The organism is Microbispora sp. H11081 (assembly GCF_012999535.1).
GTDB lineage: Bacteria > Actinomycetota > Actinomycetes > Streptosporangiales > Streptosporangiaceae > Microbispora.
The window spans coordinates 37618-59426 of the sequence record NZ_JABBWV010000004.1 but is presented as its reverse complement, the minus strand read 5'-3'; the positions used below and the strand labels follow the sequence as shown (position 1 = coordinate 59426).

Annotated in this window: 22 protein-coding genes; 7 read left to right on the top strand and 15 right to left on the bottom strand. The window is 72.7% G+C overall.

Annotated features, from left to right (window positions below; genetic code table 11):
- The first annotated feature begins 32 nt into the window (after positions 1-32).
- Positions 33-1025 (top strand): YafY family protein, encoded by a 993-nt coding sequence (locus HHX31_RS12625; RefSeq protein WP_169948449.1) that lies wholly within the window; start codon positions 33-35, stop codon positions 1023-1025.
- On the opposite strand, the gene HHX31_RS12620 is transcribed toward HHX31_RS12625, so the two are convergent.
- From HHX31_RS12620 to HHX31_RS12605, 4 genes are read right to left on the bottom strand one after another with little or no spacing between them, the layout of a single operon-like run.
- Positions 1017-1769, bottom strand: a complete 753-nt coding sequence (locus HHX31_RS12620; protein WP_169948448.1) for an SDR family NAD(P)-dependent oxidoreductase — start codon at positions 1767-1769, stop codon at positions 1017-1019. The genes HHX31_RS12625 and HHX31_RS12620 overlap by 9 nt on opposite strands.
- Complete coding sequence (locus HHX31_RS12615) at positions 1766-3112, bottom strand: MFS transporter (RefSeq protein WP_249345941.1); 1347 nt, start codon at positions 3110-3112, stop codon at positions 1766-1768. The genes HHX31_RS12620 and HHX31_RS12615 overlap by 4 nt, the downstream gene beginning before the upstream one ends.
- Before the next feature lie 43 nt (positions 3113-3155).
- Entirely contained in the window at positions 3156-3731 is a 576-nt protein-coding gene (locus HHX31_RS12610; protein WP_169948446.1) for a TetR/AcrR family transcriptional regulator, read from the bottom strand.
- Positions 3732-3767: 36 nt separating this feature from the next.
- The gene (locus HHX31_RS12605) at positions 3768-4940 is read right to left on the bottom strand and encodes an NAD(P)/FAD-dependent oxidoreductase (RefSeq protein ID WP_169948445.1); all 1173 of its coding nucleotides are present in this window, start codon (positions 4938-4940) and stop codon (positions 3768-3770) included.
- A gap of 55 nt (positions 4941-4995) precedes the next feature.
- Between HHX31_RS12605 and HHX31_RS12600 the strand changes: the two genes are divergently transcribed.
- Both HHX31_RS12600 and HHX31_RS12595 read left to right on the top strand, forming a co-directional pair.
- Positions 4996-5565 (top strand): PadR family transcriptional regulator, encoded by a 570-nt coding sequence (locus tag HHX31_RS12600; protein WP_249345940.1) that lies wholly within the window; start codon positions 4996-4998, stop codon positions 5563-5565.
- Positions 5566-5615: 50 nt separating this feature from the next.
- The gene (locus tag HHX31_RS12595; RefSeq protein WP_169948444.1) at positions 5616-6584 is read left to right on the top strand and encodes an aldo/keto reductase; all 969 of its coding nucleotides are present in this window, start codon (positions 5616-5618) and stop codon (positions 6582-6584) included.
- Positions 6585-6756: 172 nt separating this feature from the next.
- Here the strand turns inward: HHX31_RS12595 and thpR are convergent, their stop codons facing one another.
- From thpR to HHX31_RS12565, 6 genes are all read right to left on the bottom strand, one after another.
- Positions 6757-7326, bottom strand: a complete 570-nt coding sequence (thpR, locus tag HHX31_RS12590; protein ID WP_169948443.1) for an RNA 2',3'-cyclic phosphodiesterase — start codon at positions 7324-7326, stop codon at positions 6757-6759.
- On the bottom strand, positions 7289-8542 hold the full coding sequence (locus HHX31_RS12585) for an MFS transporter (protein ID WP_169948442.1): 1254 nt from the start codon (positions 8540-8542) through the stop codon (positions 7289-7291). Before HHX31_RS12585 ends, thpR begins: the two co-directional genes overlap by 38 nt.
- Positions 8543-8547: 5 nt before the next feature.
- The gene (locus HHX31_RS12580; protein ID WP_396710885.1) at positions 8548-8829 is read right to left on the bottom strand and encodes a MarR family winged helix-turn-helix transcriptional regulator; all 282 of its coding nucleotides are present in this window, start codon (positions 8827-8829) and stop codon (positions 8548-8550) included.
- Between the two features lie 364 nt (positions 8830-9193).
- Positions 9194-9622, bottom strand: a complete 429-nt coding sequence (locus HHX31_RS12575) for a VOC family protein (protein WP_169948439.1) — start codon at positions 9620-9622, stop codon at positions 9194-9196.
- Positions 9623-9632: 10 nt separating this feature from the next.
- Positions 9633-10124: a helix-turn-helix transcriptional regulator gene (locus HHX31_RS12570; protein ID WP_311931750.1), complete on the bottom strand. Its 492-nt coding sequence runs from the start codon at positions 10122-10124 to the stop codon at positions 9633-9635.
- A 108-nt stretch (positions 10125-10232) separates the two neighbouring features.
- Positions 10233-11711 (bottom strand): NCS2 family permease, encoded by a 1479-nt coding sequence (locus HHX31_RS12565; RefSeq protein ID WP_169948437.1) that lies wholly within the window; start codon positions 11709-11711, stop codon positions 10233-10235.
- Positions 11712-11833: 122 nt separating this feature from the next.
- Between HHX31_RS12565 and HHX31_RS12560 the strand changes: the two genes are divergently transcribed.
- The gene (locus HHX31_RS12560; RefSeq protein WP_169948434.1) at positions 11834-12097 is read left to right on the top strand and encodes a DUF2530 domain-containing protein; all 264 of its coding nucleotides are present in this window, start codon (positions 11834-11836) and stop codon (positions 12095-12097) included.
- 15 nt (positions 12098-12112) lie between these two features.
- Here HHX31_RS12560 and HHX31_RS33620 read toward each other — a convergent pair whose 3' ends face one another.
- A complete protein-coding gene (locus HHX31_RS33620; protein ID WP_249345938.1) occupies positions 12113-12370 on the bottom strand; it encodes a TetR/AcrR family transcriptional regulator C-terminal domain-containing protein in 258 nt (85 codons plus the stop codon).
- Positions 12307-12612, bottom strand: a complete 306-nt coding sequence (locus HHX31_RS33615; protein WP_311931749.1) for a winged helix-turn-helix domain-containing protein — start codon at positions 12610-12612, stop codon at positions 12307-12309. Before HHX31_RS33615 ends, HHX31_RS33620 begins: the two co-directional genes overlap by 64 nt.
- Before the next feature lie 24 nt (positions 12613-12636).
- Between HHX31_RS33615 and HHX31_RS12550 the strand changes: the two genes are divergently transcribed.
- Complete coding sequence (locus HHX31_RS12550) at positions 12637-13545, top strand: FAD-binding monooxygenase (RefSeq protein WP_169948433.1); 909 nt, start codon at positions 12637-12639, stop codon at positions 13543-13545.
- 3 nt (positions 13546-13548) lie between these two features.
- Here the strand turns inward: HHX31_RS12550 and HHX31_RS12545 are convergent, their stop codons facing one another.
- Together HHX31_RS12545 and HHX31_RS12540 are read right to left on the bottom strand one after the other, a co-directional pair.
- Positions 13549-16542 (bottom strand): sacsin N-terminal ATP-binding-like domain-containing protein, encoded by a 2994-nt coding sequence (locus HHX31_RS12545; protein ID WP_169948430.1) that lies wholly within the window; start codon positions 16540-16542, stop codon positions 13549-13551.
- A complete protein-coding gene (locus tag HHX31_RS12540; protein ID WP_169948428.1) occupies positions 16539-17333 on the bottom strand; it encodes a DUF3027 domain-containing protein in 795 nt (264 codons plus the stop codon). Before HHX31_RS12540 ends, HHX31_RS12545 begins: the two co-directional genes overlap by 4 nt.
- A 107-nt stretch (positions 17334-17440) precedes the next feature.
- Here HHX31_RS12540 and HHX31_RS12535 point away from each other — a divergent pair, with 107 nt between their 5' ends.
- Positions 17441-18700 (top strand): MFS transporter, encoded by a 1260-nt coding sequence (locus HHX31_RS12535; RefSeq protein WP_311931748.1) that lies wholly within the window; start codon positions 17441-17443, stop codon positions 18698-18700.
- Positions 18701-18823: 123 nt separating this feature from the next.
- Here the strand turns inward: HHX31_RS12535 and HHX31_RS12530 are convergent, their stop codons facing one another.
- Entirely contained in the window at positions 18824-19222 is a 399-nt protein-coding gene (locus HHX31_RS12530) for a cold-shock protein (protein ID WP_169948424.1), read from the bottom strand.
- Between the two features lie 196 nt (positions 19223-19418).
- Here HHX31_RS12530 and HHX31_RS12525 point away from each other — a divergent pair, with 196 nt between their 5' ends.
- Positions 19419-21791, top strand: coding sequence for a helicase C-terminal domain-containing protein (locus tag HHX31_RS12525; protein ID WP_169948422.1), 2373 nt, complete (start codon positions 19419-19421; stop codon positions 21789-21791).
- Positions 21792-21809 lie beyond the last annotated feature (18 nt).

Here is a 21809-nt window from a genome sequence, read left to right as displayed (position 1 = left end):
CTTCTGTCCTGAAGTGACGCCAGACTGAGACCATGCTGGAAACCTCGGCGCGGTTGCTGCGCCTGCTGTCGTTGCTCCAGGCCCGACGCGACTGGCCCGGCGCGACCCTGGCCGATCGGCTCGGCGTGAGCGAGCGGACGGTGCGCCGCGACGTCGACCGGCTGCGCGGTCTCGGCTATCCGGTGGAGTCCACCCGAGGCACGGACGGCGGCTATCGCCTGGTCGCCGGGGCGGCGATGCCGCCTCTGCTCCTCGACGACGACGAGGCGGTGGCCGTGGCGATCGGGCTGCGCACCGCCGCGGGTGTGACGGGCGTCGAGGAGGCGGCCGAGCGCGCCGCCGCCAAGCTCGGACAGGTCCTGCCGTCACGCCTGCGCCGCCGCGTCGGCGCCGTGCAGGCGTACACCGAGCCGGTGCCGCCCGACCGGCCGGGCCCCGCGGTCGACCCCGGCGTGCTGAGCGTGCTGGCGGCGGCCTGCCGTGACCGCGAGCGGCTGCGGTTCGACTACCGCGGCCACGACGGCTCCTCCGGCGTCAGGCTGGCCGAGCCCTACCGGCTCGTGTCCTGGGGCCGCCGGTGGTACCTCGTGGCCTGGGACGTCGACCGCGACGACTGGCGCACGTTCCGGGTGGACCGCATCGCACCGCGCACTCCGACCGGGCCGCGGTTTCCGCCCCGCGACCCGCCGGAGGGCGGCGCGGCGGCGTACGTCGCCCGCGGCGTGTCGTCGGCGGCCTGGCGGCACCACGCCCGGGTGCTCGTCCACGCCCCCGCCGAGGTGGTCGCCGCGCGGATCAACCCGGCCGTCGGCGTCGTGGAGGACGTCGACGGCCGTACCTGCGTGCTCGCGACGGGGGCCGGGACCGTGCACTCGCTCGCCGTCCACCTCGGCCTGCTCGATCTCGACTTCGAGGTCACCGGCCCGCCCGAACTGGTCGACCACCTGCGCGCCCTGGCCGCCCGCTACGCCCGCGCGACCGCCGCAGCGGCGACGGCAGCGGCAGCGGCAGCGGGATCAGGCTGAGGCGCCGCCGTCGAGCACCAGGTCGAGGCCCACCGCGAAGCCGGCGTCGTCCGAGGCGAGCCAGAGCACGGCGCCGGTGATCTCGTCGAGTGCGCCGACGCGGCCGATCGGCAGCGATTCCCGCATTCGGGCGGCCCGGTCGTCCTCGGTCTCGCCGGGGCGCAGGGACATGGCGGTGTCCAGCGGCCCCGGGCTCACCGCGTTGATCCTGACGCCGGCCCTGATGTTCTCCAGCGCCGCCGTGCGGGTCAGCGCGCTGACCGCCGCCTTCGACGCGGCGTAGGCGCCCAGCCCCGGGACCGCCTTGTGCGCGCCGATGTTCGAGGCGATGTTCACGATCACGCCGGAGCCCTGCGCGCGCATCGCGGCGATCTCGTGCTTCAGGGCGAGGAAGACTCCCGTCGTGTTGACCTGGAGGACGCGCGCCCAGTCCTCCTCCGGCATGTCCACGACGGCCCCTCCCGCGAACATTCCGGCGTTGTTGACCGCGACGTCGAGGCGGCCGAACCGGGTGACGATCTCACCGACGAGCCGGGCCACAGCGGCCGAGTCGGTCACGTCGGCCGTGAGCGCGACGGCCCGGCCTCCCCCCGCCTCGATCAGCGTGACGGTCCGCTCCAACTGCTCCCGCATCCGCCCGGCCGCCACCACGGTGGCGCCCTCGCGGGCGAATCCCCTGGCGACCGCCCGGCCGACGCCGGAGCCGGCGCCGGTGACCAGCACGACCTTGTCCGTGAATCTCATCTGCCGCTCCCTGTGCGGATGAACGCGACGGCGACCGTCGCCGCCGCGAGGAGGAAGACCGGGGCCATGACGGTGAGGGCGAACCCGTAGCCCTCCGTCATGGCCCGGGCGCCGCCGGCGGGCACGTCGCCCGCTCGGGCGGCGGCGAGTGCCACGAGCACGGCGAGGCCCACCGTCGGCCCCGCCTCCATGGCGGTGTTGACCAGTCCCCCGGCCGCCCCGGCGTCCTCCGCGCGTACGCCGTCGAGGGCCGCCACGGTGGCGCCGGAGAAGGCCAGCCCCGAGGCGACCGGGAAGAGCAGCAGCCCGGCGAGCACGGTTCCCCCGGACGCGAGACGGCCGAGCAGCAGCATCGACACCGCCGCGAGCAGCGACCCGGCGACCAGCACGTGCCGCACACCGAGGCGGCGCAGCAGGCGGCCGCTCACCGGGCCCATGACGACGACCAGGAGGAAGGGCAGGAAGACCAGGCTCGTGGAGATCGGCGACAGCCCGCGCACCTGCTGCAGGTGGAGACTCAGCAGGAACGTGATCGTCGCACTGGCGGCGGCCGTGACGAAGACGACGAGCAGGGCGGCGCCCCTGCGGGGATGAGCCACCAGCCCGAGCGGCAGCAGTGGCCGCGGCGTCCTCGCCTGGAGGGCGACGAAGCCCGCCGTCAGCACCAGGCCGGTGACGACGACGGTCGTCGCGCCCTCCAGCAGGCCGTACGCGAACGCGATCAGCCCGGCCGTGGCGAGCAGCGCGCCGGGCACGTCGAGGCGGGCCGCCGTACGAGGCAGGGGCGGCAGCAGGAGGATCCCGGCGGCCACGGCCGCGACGCCGACGGCGGCGGGCAGGAGGAACGACCAGCGCCACGAGGCAGCGGCGGCGACGAGGCCGGAGAGCAGGCTTCCGGTGACGGCCCCGGTGACCGACAGGGTGCCCCACACCGCCAGGGCGCGCTCACGCTCCCTGACGTCCGGGCGGAGCCGCGTCACCAGTGGGACGGCCGCGGGAGCGGCCATCGCGGCGCCCACTCCCTGGGCGAAGCGCGCGGCGAGCAGGACCGCGTGGTCCTGAGCCAGCCCGCCCGCCGCCGACGCCAGCGCGAGCAGGGCCATCCCGGCGAGGAACGTCTCCCGGGCGCCCCACCTGTCGGCGAGCCTGCCCCCGAGGAGCAGCAGCCCGCCGAAGGTCAGCCCGTACGCCGAGGTCAGCAGTGCCAGGTCCCCCTGACCGAGGCCGAACTCCCGCTGGATGGCCGGCAGCGGCACGGTGAGAAGAGTGATCGCCGCGACGAGCGTGACCTGCGCCCCGCCGAGCACGGCGAACGCGGCCACATTTCTGGACCGATCAGTCAAGAATGAGGGCATGGAAAAGCGCACTCCCCTTCCCACGGAGAGATCAGCGAAGTAGGGCGAGCGCCTGTGCGGCGGCGTCGCGGACGCGGGCGGGGTCGCCGCCGCCCTTGCCCATCACCCGCAGCCCCTGCGCGAAGACGAGCACGAACCGCGCCAGCGCCCGGGGGTCGGACTCGGCGGAGATCTCCCCCTGGGCGCGGGCGCGGATGAGGGCCGAGGTCAGCGCCGTCTCCAGACCCGTCCAGCTCGTCTCGACGAACCGGGCGACCGGCTCGTCGTACGGCAGGCGCTCGGCCGCCGCGTTCACGATCAGGCAGCCCCGCCGGTCGCGGATCGAGTCCTCGGCGTACATCTCGACCAGGGCCCGTACGGCCGGCAGTGCGGGACCCGGCTGCGACAGCAGTTCCACGGGGTCGGGGTCGCGCGTCTGGACGTAGCGCTCCAGCGCCTTCAGGTAGAGGTCGTGCTTGCCGCCGAAGGTGGCGTACAGGCTGGCGCGGCCGATGCCGAGGTGCTCGACCAGGTCGGCCATCGACGTGGCCTCGTAGCCGCGCCGCCAGAACAGGTCCAGGGCGCGCTCCAGCACGACGTCGGGGTCGAACTCCTTGGTCCTCGCCATACCGGCACCCTAGACCATTCGAGAACGATCGGTCAATTACGCTGAGACGCGCTCGTCCCAGGTGATCCGGTGGTCGTACATCCAGGCCAGCGCGTTCCGCTTCTCCACCTGACGCAGCACCACGGGAAGAACCAGGTCGCGGACGAAGGCGCCGCCGGCGCCCGGCGCCTTGCCGTCCCCGTTGCGCTTGCCCTGCGCGACGACGCGCTCGACCCGCCCGCGCCGCAGCCGCTCGAAGGCGGCGAACGCGGCCGCGGTGTCCGGCAGGTCGCGCAGGCACTTGCCGAGGACCACGGCGTCCTCGATCGCCATCGACGCGCCCTGCCCGGAGGACGGCGAGGTGGCGTGGGCGGCGTCCCCGACGATGACCATGCGCTCGCCCGACCATTTCGGCACGCTCGGGAAGTCGTAGGTGTTCCAGGGCGGCAGGATGTGCGGGGTCGCGTCGATGATCTCCCGCATCGGGCCCGTGTCGCCCTCGAACAGGTCCATGAGCCTGGCCCGCCACCGCTCGGGAGTGATCGCGGCGAGTTCCTCGGAGGTCATCTCCCTGCGGCTCGGCGGGTTGGCGAACCACCACACCTGCCCCTCGGGGTGGATCAGATACCCGAAGAAGCACCGCCTGCCGAAGACGAAGTTGCTGATCCCCGGCCTGCCGGGCACCCGCACCCCATCGGCGTAGCCGCCGGTGTTCAGCAGCCCGACATACCGGGCGCGGGGGGCGCCGGGGTCGATGAGGGCGCGGGTCCGCGAGCGCAGCCCGTCGGCGCCCACCAGCAGGTCGCCCTCGGCTTGCGTCCCGTCGGCGAAGACCGCCCGCACGCCGCCCGAGGATGCCGAGGCGTCCGTGAGCCGCTTGCCGTAGTGGATCCGCACGCCCCGCCGTACGGCCTCGTCGCGCAGCGCCTGGTAGAGGTCGGCCCGCCTGAGCGTACGGCTCGGCTGGCGGACGGTGGCCAGCGCCCTGCCGCGCGCGTTGCGTATCTCCATGACCGGCGTGTCCATGCCGAGGCCGGCGACGAGGTCGTGCAGGCCGAGCAGGCGCAGGGCCTCCAGCCCGTTGACCGCGAGCGTGAGGAAGGCGCCGACGCCCTCGGCCCCCCGGTCGTAGGCCTCAAAGACCTCGCTGTCGATTCCGGCGCGCAGCAGCGCCATGGCCGTGACGGGACCCGCGATCCCGCCCCCGATGATCAGAGCTTTCTTGGTCATGCAATGACTATACATATTATGACTATACGGCGCCACGGGCCCTATGATGGGCGCCATGTCGACACGGCGCTCTCCCCTGGCCACGGCCGTGCTCGCCCTGGTCTGCGAGTCGCCGATGCACGCGTACCGGATGCAGCAGCTCATCAAGGAGCGGCACCAGGACGACGTGGTCAACGTGGCGCAGCGCAACAGCGTCTACCAGACGATCGAGCGCCTGCTCCGCGACGGGCTGCTGGCGGTCCGTGAGACCACCCGCGAGGAGAACCGGCCGGAGCGGACCGTCTACGAGGCCACCGAGACGGGCCGGGAGACGCTCAAGCAGTGGATGCGGACCATGCTGTCCACCCCGGCCAGGGAGTTCCCCGAGTTCCCCGCCGCCCTCGCCTTCCTGCCCGTGCTGACTCCGGAGGAGGCGCTGGCGGCGCTGCGGCAGCGGATCGCGGCGCTGGAGGCACGGCTGGCCGTGCTCGGCGCCGAGATGGCCGACAACCTGACCTTCGTGCCCCGCCTCTTCCTCGTGGAGTCCGAGTATCAGCGGGCCCAGGTCGCCGCTGAACTGGAGTTCGTGCGCGGCCTCGCCGACGACCTGGGCGAGGGCCGCCTCACCTGGGATTTCCGTATCTGACGCGCGCCGGGCTCGCCTGGAGTCCACTCCAGGTACCTAGGGTGTAGGGCATGGAATACGGACATCTGGGCCGCACCGGCCTGCTGGTCAGCAAGCTCTGCCTGGGGACCATGAACTTCGGTCCGCAGACCTCGGAGGAGGACTCCTTCGCGATCATGGATCGCGCGCACGAACTCGGGATCAACTTCTTCGACACGGCCAACGTGTACGGCTGGGTCAAGGGCGAGGGGATCACCGAGAACATCATCGGGCGCTGGTTCGCCCAGGGCGGCGGCCGCCGGGAGAAGACGGTCATCGCCACCAAGCTGTACGGCTCGATGGGCGACTGGCCGAACGAGGAGAAGCTCTCCGCGCTGAACATCCGGCGGGCGGCGGAGGCCTCCCTGCGCCGCATGCAGACGGACTACATCGACGTATACCAGGCCCACCACATCGACCGGGACACCCCGTTCGAGGAGTTCTGGGAGGCCATGGACATCCTCAAGCAGCAGGGCAAGATCCTGTACGTCGGCTCGTCCAACTTCGCCGGCTGGCACATCGCCAAGGCCCAGGAGGCGGCCCGCCGCCGGAACACCCTCGGCCTGGTCAGCGAGCAGTCCCACTACAACCTGCTCGTCCGCGCGCCCGAGCTGGAGGTCATCCCGGCCTGTGAGGACTACGGCCTCGGCCTGATCCCGTGGAGCCCGCTGGCGGGCGGCCTGCTCGGCGGCATCCTCCGGAAGATCGACAAGGGTCGTTCCGCCAGCGACCAGATCGCCGCCCAGCTCGACAGGCACCGCGACAAGATCGAGCGGTACGAGGCGTTCTGCGACGAGCTCGGCGAGGACCCGGCCAACGTCGGGCTGGCGTGGCTGCTGCACCAGCGGGCGGTCACCGCGCCCATCATCGGCCCCCGTACGGTCGAGCAGCTCGACGGCACGCTCAAGGCGCTGGAGATCGAGCTCGACGACAAGGCGCTCGCCCGGCTCGACGAGATCTTCCCCGGCTACAAGACCGCCCCGGAGGAGTACGCCTGGTGATCAGGCTGTGCCTGCGACGGCCTGTGGAGTGCCTCGCGAACGCCGCCTCACGCGCGGCAGGGCCGTGATCCGTCAGACACGTCCCAGCCATGCGCCGACGAGCACGATGAGCACGAGCAGCGCGAGCACCGTGGGCAGCAGCCAGCGTCGAGGACGATCCACGTCATGGAGCCTAGTCGCGGACTGCCAGTGGGTACGCCTCGACCTGCTCGTAGCGCACGGTAGCCCCGGTGTGGCTGCGCACGAGGTGGACAGACGACACCTCCCAGCGCCGCCCGCCGAAGGCGCCCAGAGCGCCGACCAGGGGGCGCAGGTCGTCGCCCTCACGTGACGGCGTCCTGGAGCGAGCCAGGGTGAGGTGGGGGCGGAACCGCTTGCGGTCCGTCTCCACCGCCCCCGCCCGCCGGGCGCCGGCCGCGACCGAGCCCGCGAGACGCGTCAGCGCCACTCCGGCGTCGAGGCCCACCCAGAGGACGCGGCCCCTGGAGGCGGAGGGGAAGGCGCCTGCGCCGCCGAACGCCACGGTCTGCGCGGAGTGGCGACCGGCCGCCCTGGCCAGCCGTACGCGCAGTTCGGGCAGGACCTCGTCGGGCACCTCGCCGAGGAAGGCGACGGTGACGTGCCACAGCGCGGGATCGACCCAGCGCAGCTGCGACCATTCGGCGCGGATGGGGCCGATCACCGCGGCGATCTCCGCCAGCGCCTCAGGCGGTGGCAGCAGCGCCACGAACAATCTGCTCACATGCCGATTCTTGCCTGCGGGCCTTGCGGGCCGCGACCATCCGGGTCACCAGCACCGCGAGGAAGACGCCGCAGATGCTCAGCACACCGGCGACCACGACCGAGACCCGGGGGCCGGCCTGCTCGGCGAGCCAGCCCACGAGCGGCGACCCGATCGGGGCTCCCCCGGTGAAGACAAGCACGTAGATCCCCATGACCCGGCCGCGCATCTCGGGCGAGGCGCCGAGCTGCACGATCGTGTTCGCGGTCGTGTTGACCGTGATCATCGCCATGCCCGCGGGGACGAGCATCAGCAGGAAGGCCGGGTACGCGGGGGCGAGCCCGGCGGCGACCTGGAACACCCCGAAGCACAACGCTCCGGCGATCAGGAAGCGGCGGCTCGGCTTGACCCGGCGCGCGGCGAGCAGCGCCCCGCCGAACGCCCCGACGGCGAACGCGCTGGACGCGACGCCGAAGGAGGACGCGCCCGCGCCGAACGCCTGCTTGGCCATCAGCGCGATGCTGGTCGAGAAGCTCTGCGCGAAGATCGCCATGAAGGCCACGAGCAGCAGCGGCAGCAGGAGGTCGGGCCGGTCGCCGACGTAGCGCAGGCCCGCCCGCAGCTGACCCTTGCCTCGTGGCACGGGCACCGGCGACCGCAGCTCCGACACCCGCATGAGCGCGAGGCCGGTGATCACCGCGGCGAACGACACGGCGTTCAGCACGAAGATCGGGCCGGTGCCCATCCAGGAGATCAGCAGTCCGGCCACCGCGGGGCCGACGACCCTGGCGAGGTTGAAGGTCGAGCTGTTCAGCGCGATCGCGTTCGGCAGGTCACGCCTGCCCACCATCTCCACCACGAACGACTGCCGGGTGGGCACCTCGACGCAGGACACCAGGCCGAGCGTGAACGCCATCACGTACACGTGCCAGACCTCGGCCGACCCGGTGAGCACCAGGACGCCCATGGTGAGCGCCAGCAGGCCCATGAGCGTCTGGGCCACCATGAGGATCCGGCGCTTGGGGTAGCGGTCCGCGATCACTCCGCCGAACATGCCGAACAGCATCGTCGGCAGGAACTGCAGCGCCACGGTGAGGCCGAGCGCCGAGCCGCTGCCGTGCGAGAGGTCGAGGACCAGCCAGTCCTGGGCGGTGCGCTGCATCCAGGTGCCGACGTTGGAGACGACGCCCCCGGCGGCGAACAGGCGGTAGTTGTGGTTCCGCAGCGAGCGGAACATGCCGCCTACATCGTCGAGAGCTTCTCCAGGATCGGCGCCACCGCCCGCAGCGTCGCCCTCTCCTCCGGCGTCAGCTCCTTGAGTCGCTGCGCCAGCCAGGCTTCCCTGGTTCTGCGCTCCTCGTTCAGCAACTCCGCTCCCAGCGGCGTCACGCTGACCATCACCTGCCGGCGATCGGTCGGATGCGGGCTGCGTTCCAGCAGGCCCCGCGCCTCCAGCTTGGCGATCACTCGGGTCATCGAGGGCGGCTGCACCTTCTCGTGCTCCGCGAGCTCTCCGGGGGTCATTGCGGTGTGGCGCTCGACGGCGACAAGCGTCCCTAGTTGCGTGGCCGTCAACGAGTGGTGCGCGGCTTGTCTGCGCATCCGTCGCGTCAACCGGGCGAGGGACACGCGTAAAGCGGACGCGAGCGCGGCGTCGCTGCGCAAGTTCTGGGGGTTCGTTAGCATGAGTCATTACCTTTGCTAACTATATGCCGCATACCCGCATTCCTCCAAATCGTCCAGTTTTTCGGATCGTGACACACCGTACCCGCGCGTTGACCCGTCCGTGAACGAGAGTCGGCGCGTCCGGGAACGAGAGTCGGCGCGTCCGGGAACGAGAAAGGCCCGGCCCCCGAGGGGGACCGGGCCGCCCGGAGGCGCTCCCTCGTCAGGCGAAGTCGTCCGGCGTGAACTCCTTCGGCTCGACCAGGACGAGCCAGTTGCCCTGGTTGTCGCGGATGACCGCCTCCACGCCGTACGGGCGCTCCGCGGGCTCCTGCAGGATCGTGACGCCCTTGGCGGTGAGCTCCGCACAGGTCTTGCGGCAGTCGTCGACCCGCAGGCCGAGACCGCCCATCTGCCCCTTCTCCAACTGGCGGCGGTAGAAGGCCGCGGTCTCGGGGTCCAGCGGCGGCCCCGGCTTCATGAGCGTGAGTTCGAGTTCGGGGTGGTCGGGGTGGCAGATGGTGACCCAGCGGAAGTCCTCGCCCATGCTGATGTCGGTGCGCGGGACGAAGCCGAGTATGTCGACATAGAAGTCCCGCGCCGTGTCCTGGTCGAGGCAGTAAACGGTCGTCAGGGAGACGTTCCTAATCATGCCGAGGACGCTACTGCGGCCCCTCTGACCTGGGCTTCTCGAAAATTGCACAATCCGGCTGCCTCTTGTCAGGCTCGGCCGTGCCGGTGAGGTCGAGCACGCCGCGCATGAACAGCCAGCATCCGGGGACATGCGGCCCGCCGCGCGCCGCCCACCGGTCGCGGTAGCCGCTCGGGCTCTCGCCCACGAGCTGACGGAACTTCGCCGAGAAGGACCCAAGGCTGGTGAACCCCACCGCCATGCAGATCTCCGTGACCGTGAGGTTGGCCCCCCGCAGCAGGTCCTGGGCCCGCTCGATGCGGCGCCGGGTGAGATAGCGCATCGGCGTCTCGCCGTACGCCGCCTCGAAGCAGCGGACGAAGTAGAACTTGGAGATCCCGGCCACCGCGGCGAGCCCGTCGAGATCCAGGTCAGCGCGGTAGTCGCGGTCGATGCTGTCGCGCGCCAGCCGGAGCCGGGGCAGCAGATCCACCGGCACCGTACGCCGTCCCCTCACAGCCACGTCTCGACCCTAAATCGTGTCCGGCCCAGCGGCAGATCCGGGGACATGCGTCGGGCCGCCGGAACGGAACTCCGGCGGCCCGTGGCCATCCCCCGAGGACGAGCAGGCTCAGGACAGCCCGAGCAGCGCCTTGATGGGCTCCAGCGCGAAGTACACGACGAACAGCGCGCCCACCAGCCACAGCAGGGGGTGCAGTTCGCGCGCCTTGCCGCGGAACGCCTTGATGACGATGTAGCTCACGAAGCCCGCGCCGATACCGGCGGTGATCGAGTACGTGAACGGCATGAGCACAATGGTGAGGAACGCCGGGATCGCGGTCTCCAAGTCGCTGAAGTCGATCTCCTTGACCTGCGTCATCATCATGAAGCCGACGACCACGAGGGCCGGGCTCGCCGCCTCGAACGGCACGATCTCGGTCAGCGGGGCGAAGAACATGGCCAGTAGGAACAGCACGCCGGTGACGATGCTCGCCAGACCGGTACGCGCGCCCTCCCCGACGCCGGCCGCCGACTCGATATAAGTGGTGTTGGACGACACGCTGGCCGCGCCGCCGGCCGCCGCCGCGACGGAGTCGACCAGCAGGATCTCCTTGGTGCGCTCAACGCTGCCGTCCTCCCTGACCAGGTCCGCCTGGCGGCCGACCCCGACGATCGTGCCCATGGTGTCGAAGAAGTCGGCGAGCATGAGCGTGAAGACGAACATCACCGCGGCCAGGCCGCCGACCTTGGCGAAGCCGCCGAACAGGCTGAACTGGCCGAGCAGCGACAGGTCGGGCAGGTCGATGAAGTTCCCCGGCCACGTGGGCACGTTGAGCGACCAGCCGTTGGGGTTGCTGCCGTCGGGGACCTGCGGCCCGATCTTGGCGATCGCCTCGACGATGACGGCGATCACGGTGGTGCCGAGGATTCCGAGCAGGATGGCGCCCTTGACCCTGCGGGCGACGAGCAGGGCCGTCACGAGCAGGCCGACGACGAAGACGAGCGTGGGCCACCCCGTCAGCGAGCCGTTGCCCAGCACGCCGAGCTTCACCGGGACCGTGGTGCCGCTCGCGTCCGGCATGCGCCGGACGAACCCGGCGTCGACAAACCCGATCAACGCGATGAACAGGCCGATGCCGACACTGATCGCGGTCTTGAGCTGGGTCGGGATCGCGTGGAACACCGCCACTCTGAAGCCGGTCAGCACGAGGATCGCGATGACGATGCCCTCCAGCACCACCAGGCCCATCGCGTCCTCCCACGACATCTGGCTCGCGATGCCGAAGGCGAGGAAGGCGTTCAGGCCGAGGCCGGCGGCCAGGGCGAACGGCACCCGGCCGAAGACGCCCATGACGATCGTGAGGATGCCCGCGACGAACGCGGTGGCCGCGGCGACAAGCGGGATGTTGGGATTCGCCCCGTCACCGAGGAACTGGCCCGTCTTGTCCGCGACGGTGCCGATGATCAGAGGGTTCAGCACCACGATGTAGGCCATGGTGAAGAACGTGGCCACACCGCCACGGACCTCCTGCCCGATGGTGGATCCACGGGCCGAGATGGAGAAGTATCGATCGAGGAAACCAGTGGTCTTCGTAGGGTTAGCATTCACGCGCGCAGAGTGGCAGCACCTCCCCGACCAGGGAAAGAGCCAGGGGAGCAGCGTTGTCCATTCGTGACGGGTTTGTCATAGAGATAACGGCTCACCCTGCGCGACCTTCTAAGCTGGCTGACGTGAGCGAACGCCAGCCGGATCCCCTGCCCCTCAGGACGAGAGACACCCCGACCATCCTGACCGGAACGGTGCTGTGGGTGATCGCCATGGTCGTCGTGCTGCTGGTGGTCAGGCCCGCCGATCCCCGCCCCGTCTGGGTCTGCGTCGCGGGCATCGGCCTCGGCCTCTTCGGGCTCTGGTTCGTCCGCCGCCGCGACGCCCGGTTGGACGAGACCGCCCCGGCCGGCGACGAGACCGCCGGATCGGAGTCCCGCCACCCCTGACCGAGGATTCTCGGCTCAGCGCGTCCCGGCGATGAGCGTCTCCATGCCGTCGAGAAGCCGCTGCAGGCCGAACTCGAACAGCGCGTCCATGTCGAAGTCGTATCCGCCGGCCGCGCTGAGCCGCTCGAACAGCGGCAGCCCACCGTCGGCCGTGATCGCCTCGAACGCCGGTTTGCGGGCGTCCATCCACGCGTCGGCGTCCATCCCGGTCACCGCCTCGGCCTCCGCCTCGAACTCCAGGTTGATCGCGGTGCCGCGGATGTGGTTGAACAAGCGCCGGCGACCGGGCCTGCTACTGGAGCCACGACAGTGCCGACGCCCGGAACGGCGTGGACGAGCCCCTCGCGGCGCAGCTCGGTGAGGACCTTCGTCGCGGTCGCCATCGCGACGCCCCACTCCCGGACGATCTCCCGGGTCGACGGCACGCGGTCGCCCGGCCGGAGCTCGCCCGCCTCGATCCGCCGGCGTATCCCGGCGGCGATCTCCTGGTAGCGCCCTGCGCTCCGACCGGTCACGACACCTCCCCGCACTAGTGCGCCATGCGCGGCGCGGGCCGTACGGTGGTCGACCGGATGGGCCTGCTGGACCAGGCGCGGGCGATCGCCGTCGAACAGCGCGGCGTCGCCATGGTCGACGGGAGAGGCCGTATCACCGCTCGCCTCCCGGCCGACAGCTTCGGCGGCGAGGGCATCGTCTCCGAGATCGAGATCCTGCGGGGCGACCTCGCCCGTCTCTTCCACGAGGCGTCGCTTCCGCACACGGAGCACGTGTTCGACGACACCGTCACCGGACTGGAGCGGGACGACGACGGGGTGAACGTCACCTTCGAGAAGTCGGCACCGCGCCGGTTCGCGCTGGTCGTCGGCGCGGACGGGCTGCACTCGGCCGTACGCGCGCTGGCCTTCGGCCCTGAGGCGCACCACATCCACCCACTGGGTCTCCACATCTCCACGGCCCTTGACGAACTGGACCTCGACGGCTGGTACCAGATGTACAACGCCCCCGGCGGCCTCGTCGCCTCGGCGCGGCCCGGGCGCCTGGCGGGCGAGGTCAAGGTCAGCTTCGCGTTCCGCTCCGCTCCGATCGCCTACGACCGCAGGGACGTCGCGGGGCAGAAAGCCATCGTCGCCGACCGCTTCGCGGGCGCCGGGTGGCAGACGCCGCGCCTGCTCGCCGCGATGGCCGAGGCGTCCGACTTCTTCTTAGAGCCCGTGGGACAGGTGCGGCGCGATTACGACCGGATCATGCGCCCCTACGTCGGCGAGGCGCAGAAGCTGCCGCCCGGCGGCGTGAACGGCTTCGCGCCGTCCACCGCGCTCGCGATCCGGATGCGGGCCGCGTCCATGCGCGCCATGACGCGCTGGCCGATGCGGAACCTGATCGCCTCGCAGTTCACCAAGGCGTCGAGCATCGACCTGCCCGACTACGCCCTGCCGGCCTCGCGCTGAAGACTAGATCGAGGCCGTGGGATCGAGGTCGGCCTCGGCGAGCAGCAGGGGGACCCGGGCGGGGTCGCGCAGCAGGGCCGCCACGGCGAGGCGGTCGCCCCACTGGCCGGACGCCCACGCGAGGCCCCTGGCCAGGCCGTCGACGCCGGAGGCGTGCACCACGCCCTCGAAGAACCGCCACGGCGCCGGCCTGCCGTCCACGAGCAGTTGGTCGTGCTCGACGTACGTCGAGGGCGCTCCGGGCAGCAGCGAACGCACCTCGGGCGGCACGGGCCTCTCCGTGCCGGTCGAGGTCACCGCCCCGGCGACCTCCTCCCCGGCGAGCGGCAGGTCGAGCACCTCCGACAGCGCCTCGGCGAGGTCGAACGGCGCGAGCACGAGCGGCCGGTCCTCGACCAGGGGGAGCAGGTCGGGCGCCTCCACCACGACCGGGCCGTCCTCGACGTCCGCGACCGTGACCATGCCCTTCAGCACGGCGCGTACGGCCTCCGGCGGGCTCACCCGGGCGGGATCGACGGCCGCCAGCGCGATCCACAGGGACCGCAGCTGGGCCCGGTCGACCTCCAGGGACGAGTCGGCCAGCAGGTCGAGCAGCTCTTCTGGGCCGCCGTGCCCGTCGAGCAGCTCGGCGAGGGTGGACCGCACGCCGATCAGCCGCAGCGCCTCCTCGTCGATCCCCGCGGGCGCCTCGCCGTACAGGCCGAACAGCAGCGGGTCGCCCGCCGGAAGCCGCAGCTCAGTAGGTTTGCGCCCGCCGAGCACGGGGTGCCGTGACAGCCACCAGGCGGTGTACGACGGCACCTCGACGATCTCTCCCGCCGCGAGCACCCGCATGGGCCGCAGGGCGGCGCGCAGCGGGGGCCGCGACAGCAGCGCGAGCGCGTTCGGCCAGTCGGCGACGTACTCCAGGTCGCGGACGGCGGCGAACTCGCGGACCACCGGCGGCACGTCGAGCCCGGTCTTCAGCGAGTCGTGCAGCAGGTCGAGCACGGCCTCCAGCCACTCGTCCTCAAGATCGAGGTCGTGGTCGCACTCGGCCGGGTCGAGCAGCACGTCGGAGTCGTTGACCACGGCGAAGCCGTCGAGCACCCCTGCCGCCGCGAGCACGTGCGGCCCGAACCTCTCCACCAGCTCGGGGGCGGCGACGCCGAACGGCACCTCGGGGTCGATCAGCCCGGCCAGCGAGCCCTCGGCCAGCAGCAGCTCGCCCGCCGCGTACAGCTCGCCGTCGGCGCCGCGCAGCGCCAGCTCGGCCAGCCAGGGAGCCTCCCCCGCGGTCAGGCCCGCCGCGTCGACCAGCGCCAGCACGGCCTGGGCCACCGGCTCGGGGTCGGCGCTGTTCAGCGACTCGGACACGGCCGCGTGGGTGAGCGGGTCCTCGAGAACGGTACGCGGGGTGGCCTCGGCCGCGCCCAGCCGCAGCAGCAGCGGGTGAGCGGCGTCGGGGTGGACGATCCGCAACCCGAGCGGCGCCAGCAGGGCGGGGTCCACGGAGCTGTCCGCGGAGCCTTCCGCGGAGAGCACGAGCGTGCCGCGCGGGCCCCGCACCAGCCGGCCGTCGGCCAGCGGCACGGCGACCGCGCCGACCGCCTCCAGGTCGTCGGCGGGCAGCACCTCGTAGAGCGACCGCCACCACGACGGGTCCTTGTCCTCCACGGCCTCGCCGGTCAGCATGTCCACGACGTCGGCCAGGTCGACCCTGCGCACGCCGAGCGTGGTCAGGGCCGGGTGCCTGGACGCCCAGCCCGCGGGCAGCAGCCCGGGGACGATGCCGGCGATCAGCGCCAGGAACTCGGCGGAGCCCTCGACCGCCCGCGCCTCGTTGCCCGGGATGACGCCGTCGGCCTGCGCGCCCCCGTCCGTGAGCGACGGCAGCAGCGGCGTGTCCGGCAGCGCTTCGACGATCTTCCGCCGGATGGCGGCGTCGAGCGCGCCCTTGCCCATCAGGCCGGGCACGAGGTCGAGCAGGGCGGGGGTTGCCGGGAGCTCCCGCAGCAGCCGTACGTACGCCTCTGCGGCCCTGGCGACCAGGAAGTCGGTGAGCGGCCCGGGGGCGACGTGCCGCCGGTCCGTGGTCATCGGCAACGACGCGATCAGCAGCGCGGGCAGGTCGAGCGGCTCGTCGCTGGGCGTCGGCGCGTGCACCACCCTGGGGACGTCGCTCCTGCGGCCCACGGGCACGGCCCAGCGGACCTCCCAGTAGGGCCGGGCGCGCTCCTCGGTCGGCCGGTCGGCGAACAGCTCGGCCACCTGCTCGGGCGTGAACGTCCCCGACTCGGAGACGACGTGCCAGCCGTCGGCCGAGATCTCGCGGGTCCGCCCGTCCACCTCGATCTCGACGGTCTCCAGCGCCGGCATCGACAGCGGCAGCGCGGGCCCCGCCTCCTCCAGCATGCGCCGTACGGCCTGCTCGGCGGCCTGGTCGCGCAACGGAAGGCGGACGACCGTGTCGAAGCCCTCCGGCACGTCGAGCGAGTCGTCGGAGAACGGCAGCCGCAGCAGCGGCACGTGCCCCTCTCGGCCCGCCAGTTCGGCGGCGAGCTCCGGCCTGCCGGCCACCAGCGCGGCGCTCTCCTCGCGGGACCAGCGGACGCCCCCGGTGGCACGGGAGGCGATCGAGGGCGCGTCGGTCACCGACACCACGGCGGCGAAGCCGACGCCGAAACGCCCGGCCGCTCCCGCCTCGCCCTTCTTGCCCGAGACGCGCAGGGTGCTCAGGCCCTCGACACCGGTCTCGTCGATCGGGGCGCCGACGTTGGCGGCCAGCAGCACGCCGTCGGCGAGCGTCAGCCGCAGCCGGCCGGGGACGCCGGCGCGCAGCGCGGCGTCGGCGGCGTTCTGGGCGAGCTCCACGACCAGCCGGTCCCGGTAGCCGCCGAGGGCGAAGTCCTCCTCGGCGTTGGCGTCCTCCCGGAACCGGGCGGGCGAGGCCGTCCAGGCCGCGAGAACGGTGTCACGCAGGCGCGCGGTGCCGAACGCGCTGTCGGACGTGGTCACAGGTGGCCCAGCGGCTCGGAGCCGTCGCCGGCGGAGCCCGGCTCGCTGAGGTCGTAGTCCAGGTCGTCCAGGATGGGCGGCGCCGGGTCCGTGACCATCGAGGGCACGGTCGTCGCCTCGGAGTGCGCCCCGCAGCCGTGGTCGGCGGACACGACACGACCGTCGTCCGGCGCGTACTCGTTGGCGCAGACGCCGAAGCCGAGGCCGAGCGCGCCGGCGAGCGGCCAGTAGAAGCCGCAGGTGGAGCATTGCGCGGGGGCGGCGCTCGCGATCGGGGTGTGCGGGCCCGCGTCACCGGCGCGCCAGCGCCGCGCGGCGAGGTCCCGGCCGATCACCGACAGGACGCGGGCGCGGCCCAGGCCCAGCTCGAAGATCATCTGCTTGTCTATTTCCTCGTCGCCGGAGGCGAAGCCGGGCACGAGGCGGTCGTCGTCGGCCTCGACCGGCAGCAGGTCGCCCACGCCGAGGTCGCCCGGGCGCAGCCGCTCGTTCCACGGCACCCAGCGCGGGGCGAGCAGCGCGCCCGAGCCGGGCAGCAGCACGGTCTCGCTCACGGTCACGACACGCGCGCGGGAGGCCCGGGTGACGGTGACCGCCCAGCGCCAGCCGCGGTACGCGCGGTCGAGGCATTCGAAGTAGTGTGCGACAAGGCGGTCGCCCTCGCTGTCGAAGCCCAGGTGCTCTCCCACCTCTCCCGGGCGCGCGATTTCCTCGGCGGCCCGGCGGGCGATGTCGACCGCCGCCGCACAGGCCTGGTCGACTGGAGTGCTACGGATTCGGGTACGACTCACACTCCATTTTCACCCACGCCGCGAGCGGACCGCACCGGCTGGATGGGTAAATCATGGAAGGACCCTCGGTGCCTATGGTGGAGATTTGGGCGAAAGTCACGCGTGTCGTGAGAGCACCGGCGCTGGTGGCACGCCGGCTGACGCATGCCCAGGGAGCCGGCCGCACCGGTCTCGGCCGCCTGATCGAGTTGACGGCCGCGCACTCGGCCGGGGACGCGCTGGTCACGGTGGCCCTCGCCGGGGCGCTGTTGTTCGGGCTCCCGGTCGGCCAGGCGCGCGGTCAGGTCGCGGCGTACCTGCTGATCACCATGGTGCCCTTCGCGGTCGTGGCGCCCTTCGTCGGGCCGGTGCTCGACCGGCTCCGCTCTGGCCGCCGCTACATCATGGCGGGCACCCTGCTCGCGCGGGGCCTGCTGTGCTGGGGGATGGCGGGGGCCGTCCACGCCTCCGACGCCGTCACGCTGTTCCCCTCCGCGCTCGCCGTGCTGGTCCTGTCGAAGGCCTACAACGTGTCCCGGGCGGCGATCATGCCGAGCGTGCTGCCCGCCGACATCCCGCTGGTGACCGCCAACGCCAGGGTCGCGCTGTTCGCGCTGGTCTCGGCCGGGGTGGGCGCAGGCCTCGCGACGGGCCTTTCCGCCCTCGTGGGGCCCGACTGGGTGCTGCGCGGCGCCGTGCCGCTGTTCCTGCTGGCCGGGGTGTTCGCCGTACGGCTGCCGCGGCACGTGGACGCGCCCGACCTGGAGGAGGACGAGCCGCGGCCCAGGTGGCGGACCGTGCTCAACCTCGGCCCTGTCGTGGGCGAGGCCATGGGCGCCAACGCCGCGATCCGGGTGCAGTCGGGTTTTCTCGTGTTCTTCCTGCTGTTCCTCGTCCAGGACGATCACCTGCGCGGCGTCGACCCGAAGGTCGCGCTGGCGCTGCTGGCCGCCGCCGCGGGCATGGGCGGCTTCGCGGGGGCCGCCGCGGGCTCCTGGTCGCGGTCACGGTCCCCGCACCTGACCGTGATGGCCACGCTCGCGCTGGCGACGGTGGCCACCGTCGCGGCGGCGTTCTTCTTCACCGTGTGGACCGCCGCCGTCGTCGCCCTCGTGGGCGCTTTCGCCCAGGGCCTCGGAAAGCTCGCGTTCGACGCGATCGTGCAACGCGAGATCGGCGAGGAGGTGCGCTCGTCGGCGTTCGGCGTCGCCGAGACGCTGCTCCAGATCGCCTGGGTGCTGGGCGGCCTGCTCGGCCTGGTGATGTCGCTGTTCGTGGCCGGTCCCGCCGGGCTCGGCGTGATGTCCGCGGCCCTGGCGCTCTCCTTCGGCCGCCTCATCATGCTGCGCCGCCGCAGGCTCGCCGCCGGCACCGCCCCCGCGACCTGAACGCGGCCGGACGCGGCCCGGACGTGAGCGGGGCGAGATCAGAAAACCGCGAGGACGCCCGCCGTCCCTTCGCCGTACGGAGGTCGCCGGCCGTACGGAGGACAGGGGCGGCGGGCGGCGTCCTCAGGCGTCGAGGTCGTCCGCGACGGCCCGGAGCACGGTCGCGATCTTCTTGGCGTGCGCCACGTCCGGGTGCTTGCCGCGCTGGTAGTAGTTCGAGATGTCGTCGAGCAGCTTGATCAGATCCTCGACGATCACGACCATCTCGTCGGGTTTCTTCCGCTTCGGCTTGGCCTTGACGGTCTTGGCCAGCGTCGGGGGCTGGTCGATCACCCGCACCGAGAGCGCCTGCTGTCCGCGGCGGCTCTCGGCGACTCCGAACTCGACCTTCTGCCCGGGCTTGAGCGCCTCGACCCCCTTGGGCAGGGCGGAGGAATGCACGAAGACCTCGCCGCCGTCGTCGCGGGTGAGGAAGCCGAAACCCTTGTCGGCGTCGTACCACTTGACCTTGCCACTCGGCACAGGGGTGACCTCGTTCAGACTGTCGTGAAGGTGACTGTAGGTAGGGTATGCCCAGAGACCGGCCCCGTGGACCCACTCGGAGGCCAATGAAGCATCCCATGAAGAGATTCTTGTGGATCTTCCGCGCATATGCGCAAACCCCTGCCACACGGGCGCTCCGGCGGCCCGATGAAGGCCGAGCCCTACCATGAGGAAGATGACGGGTACGGACTTCGGCGAGTGGCTGCGCGGCCGTTCCGACGAGCGCTTGCGGGCGCTCGTGGCGGCGCGGCCCGAACTCGTGACCCCCGTCCCCGCCCACATCGACGGTCTCGCCGCCCGCGCCTGCAGCCCCTCGGCCATCGGACGGGCGCTCGACCGGCTCGACCGGTTCTCGCTCTCGGTGCTGGAGACGCTTGTCCTGCGGCCGGGTCCCGCCGACCGTGAGACGCTGCTCGCCCTGCTCGCCCGCGCCGTGCCCGGCGGTTCAGACGGCTCCGGCGGCTCCGTCGGCGAGGCGCTCGGGCCCGCCCTCGACGCCGCGCTCGACCTGCTGGCGACGCGCGCCCTGATCTACGGGCCGGAGGACGCGCTGCGGCCCGCGCCCGGCGTGGCCGAGGCGCTCGACCCCCCGGCCGCCCTCGGGCCGCCGGTCGCCGAGGTCTTCCGCCACCACCCGCCCGAACGGCTCGACGTGCTCCTGCGGGACATCGACCCGGCGTACAAGGGCGGCGGGCCCGCCGTGGCGCGTCTCGCGGCGCTGCTCGCCGACCCCGCGACGGTCGCCCGCCTGGTAGGAGAGGTCTCCCCCCAGGCGAGGGCCGCCCTGGACGAGCTGGTGTGGGGCCCGGCGAGCGGACGGCTGCCGAACGCCCGCCGCGACGTGGACGCGGCGAGCGCCCAGTCGCCCATCGAACAGTTGCTGGCCCGCGGCCTGCTCGGCGCCACCGGGGAGGAGACCGTCGCGCTCCCCCGGGAGGTCGCCCTCGTGCTGCGCGACGGCCGCGTGCACCGTGACCTCTCCCCCGGCCCACCCGCCCTGGAAGGACCGGTGCGCGACCAGGACCTCGCCGACCGCACGGCCGCCGGGCAGGCGTTCGCGTTCGTGCGCACGGTGGAGGAGCTGTGCGAGGTGTGGAGCGTGGACCCGCCAGGGGTGCTGCGCGCGGGCGGCCTCGCCGTACGCGACCTGAGACGGACGGCGCAGTTGCTCGACCTGCCTGAGTGGGCGGCGGGCCTGGTCGTCGAGGTCGCGCACGCGGCCGGGCTGGTCGCCGTGGGCGAGGGGGACTGGCTGCCGACCGGCGGCTACGACGGCTGGCGGATCAAGGCCACCGAGGACCGGTGGGCCGTACTCGCCGACGCCTGGGCCACGATGGAACGCGCCCCGGGGCTGATCGGCGAGCGGGACGACCGGGACCGCCCTCTGAACGCCCTCCACCCCGACCTGCGCAGGCCGGGGGCCGCCCAGATGCGGGCGCGCACGCTCGCCGTGCTGGAGTCGGCGCCGCCCGGCCTCGCGCCGACGCCCGAGTCCGTGCTGGCCAGGCTCGCCTGGGAGCAGCCCCGCCGCCGCCCCGCGCTGCGCGACCGGCTCGTACGCTTCGCCCTGCGCGAGGCCGAGCACATCGGCGTGACCGGTCTCGGCGTGCCGTCCTCGCACGGCCGTTCCGTCGCGCGCGGAGACGGCGGCGCGGCGGGCCTGCTCGCGCCGCTGCTGCCGCAGGCGGTCGACCACGTGCTGCTGCAGGCCGACCTGACGGCCGTGGCGCCGGGCCCGCTGACCACCGACCTCGGCCGCAGGCTCGCGCTCATGGCCGACGTGGAGAGCAAGGGCGGGGCGACGGTCTACCGCTTCTCCGAGCAGTCGATCCGCCGCGCGCTCGACGCGGGGCACTCGGCCGGCGACCTGCTCGCCATGCTGGAGCGCCACTCGGCCACCCCGGTCCCCCAGCCGCTGGCCTACCTGGTCGGGGACGTGGCGCGCCGCCACGGCCGCATCCGCGTCGGCGTGGCGTCGGCCTACATCCGGTGCGACGACCCGGCCCTGCTCGACGAGGTGCTCGCCGACAAACGGGCCCACCTGCTGCGGCTGCGGCGGCTCGCGCCGACCGTGCTGGCTTCGAAGACCTCCCGGGCGGCGCTGGTCGACTCGCTGCGGGCGATGGGATACGCGCCGGTGGCCGAGTCTCTGGAGGGCGACGTGGTCGTCGCGCGGGCCGACGCCCGGCGCACCGAGGGCCGGCTCGCCGCCCGCGTGACCGCCGCCGCCGCGCCCGACCCGGAGACGGTGACCGCCGCCGTACGCGCGATGCGGGCCGGAGACTCGCGCAGGCGGCCAGTCGAGGCGCCCGGGGGCGAGGTGCCCCGCTCCCCCGCGACCGCCACGATCAGCGCGCTCCAGGAGGCCATCAGGCAGGGGTCGCGGGTGTGGATCGGCTACCTCGACTCGCAGGGGCACGCCACCAGCCGCATCCTCGAACCGGCCCGGATGGAGGGCGGCTACCTCACCGCGTACGACGAGACCCGGGCGACGGTGCACCGCTTCGCCCTGCACCGGATCACCGGCATAGGGGAGATCGGCGGATGACACTTCCGTGGTAAACCT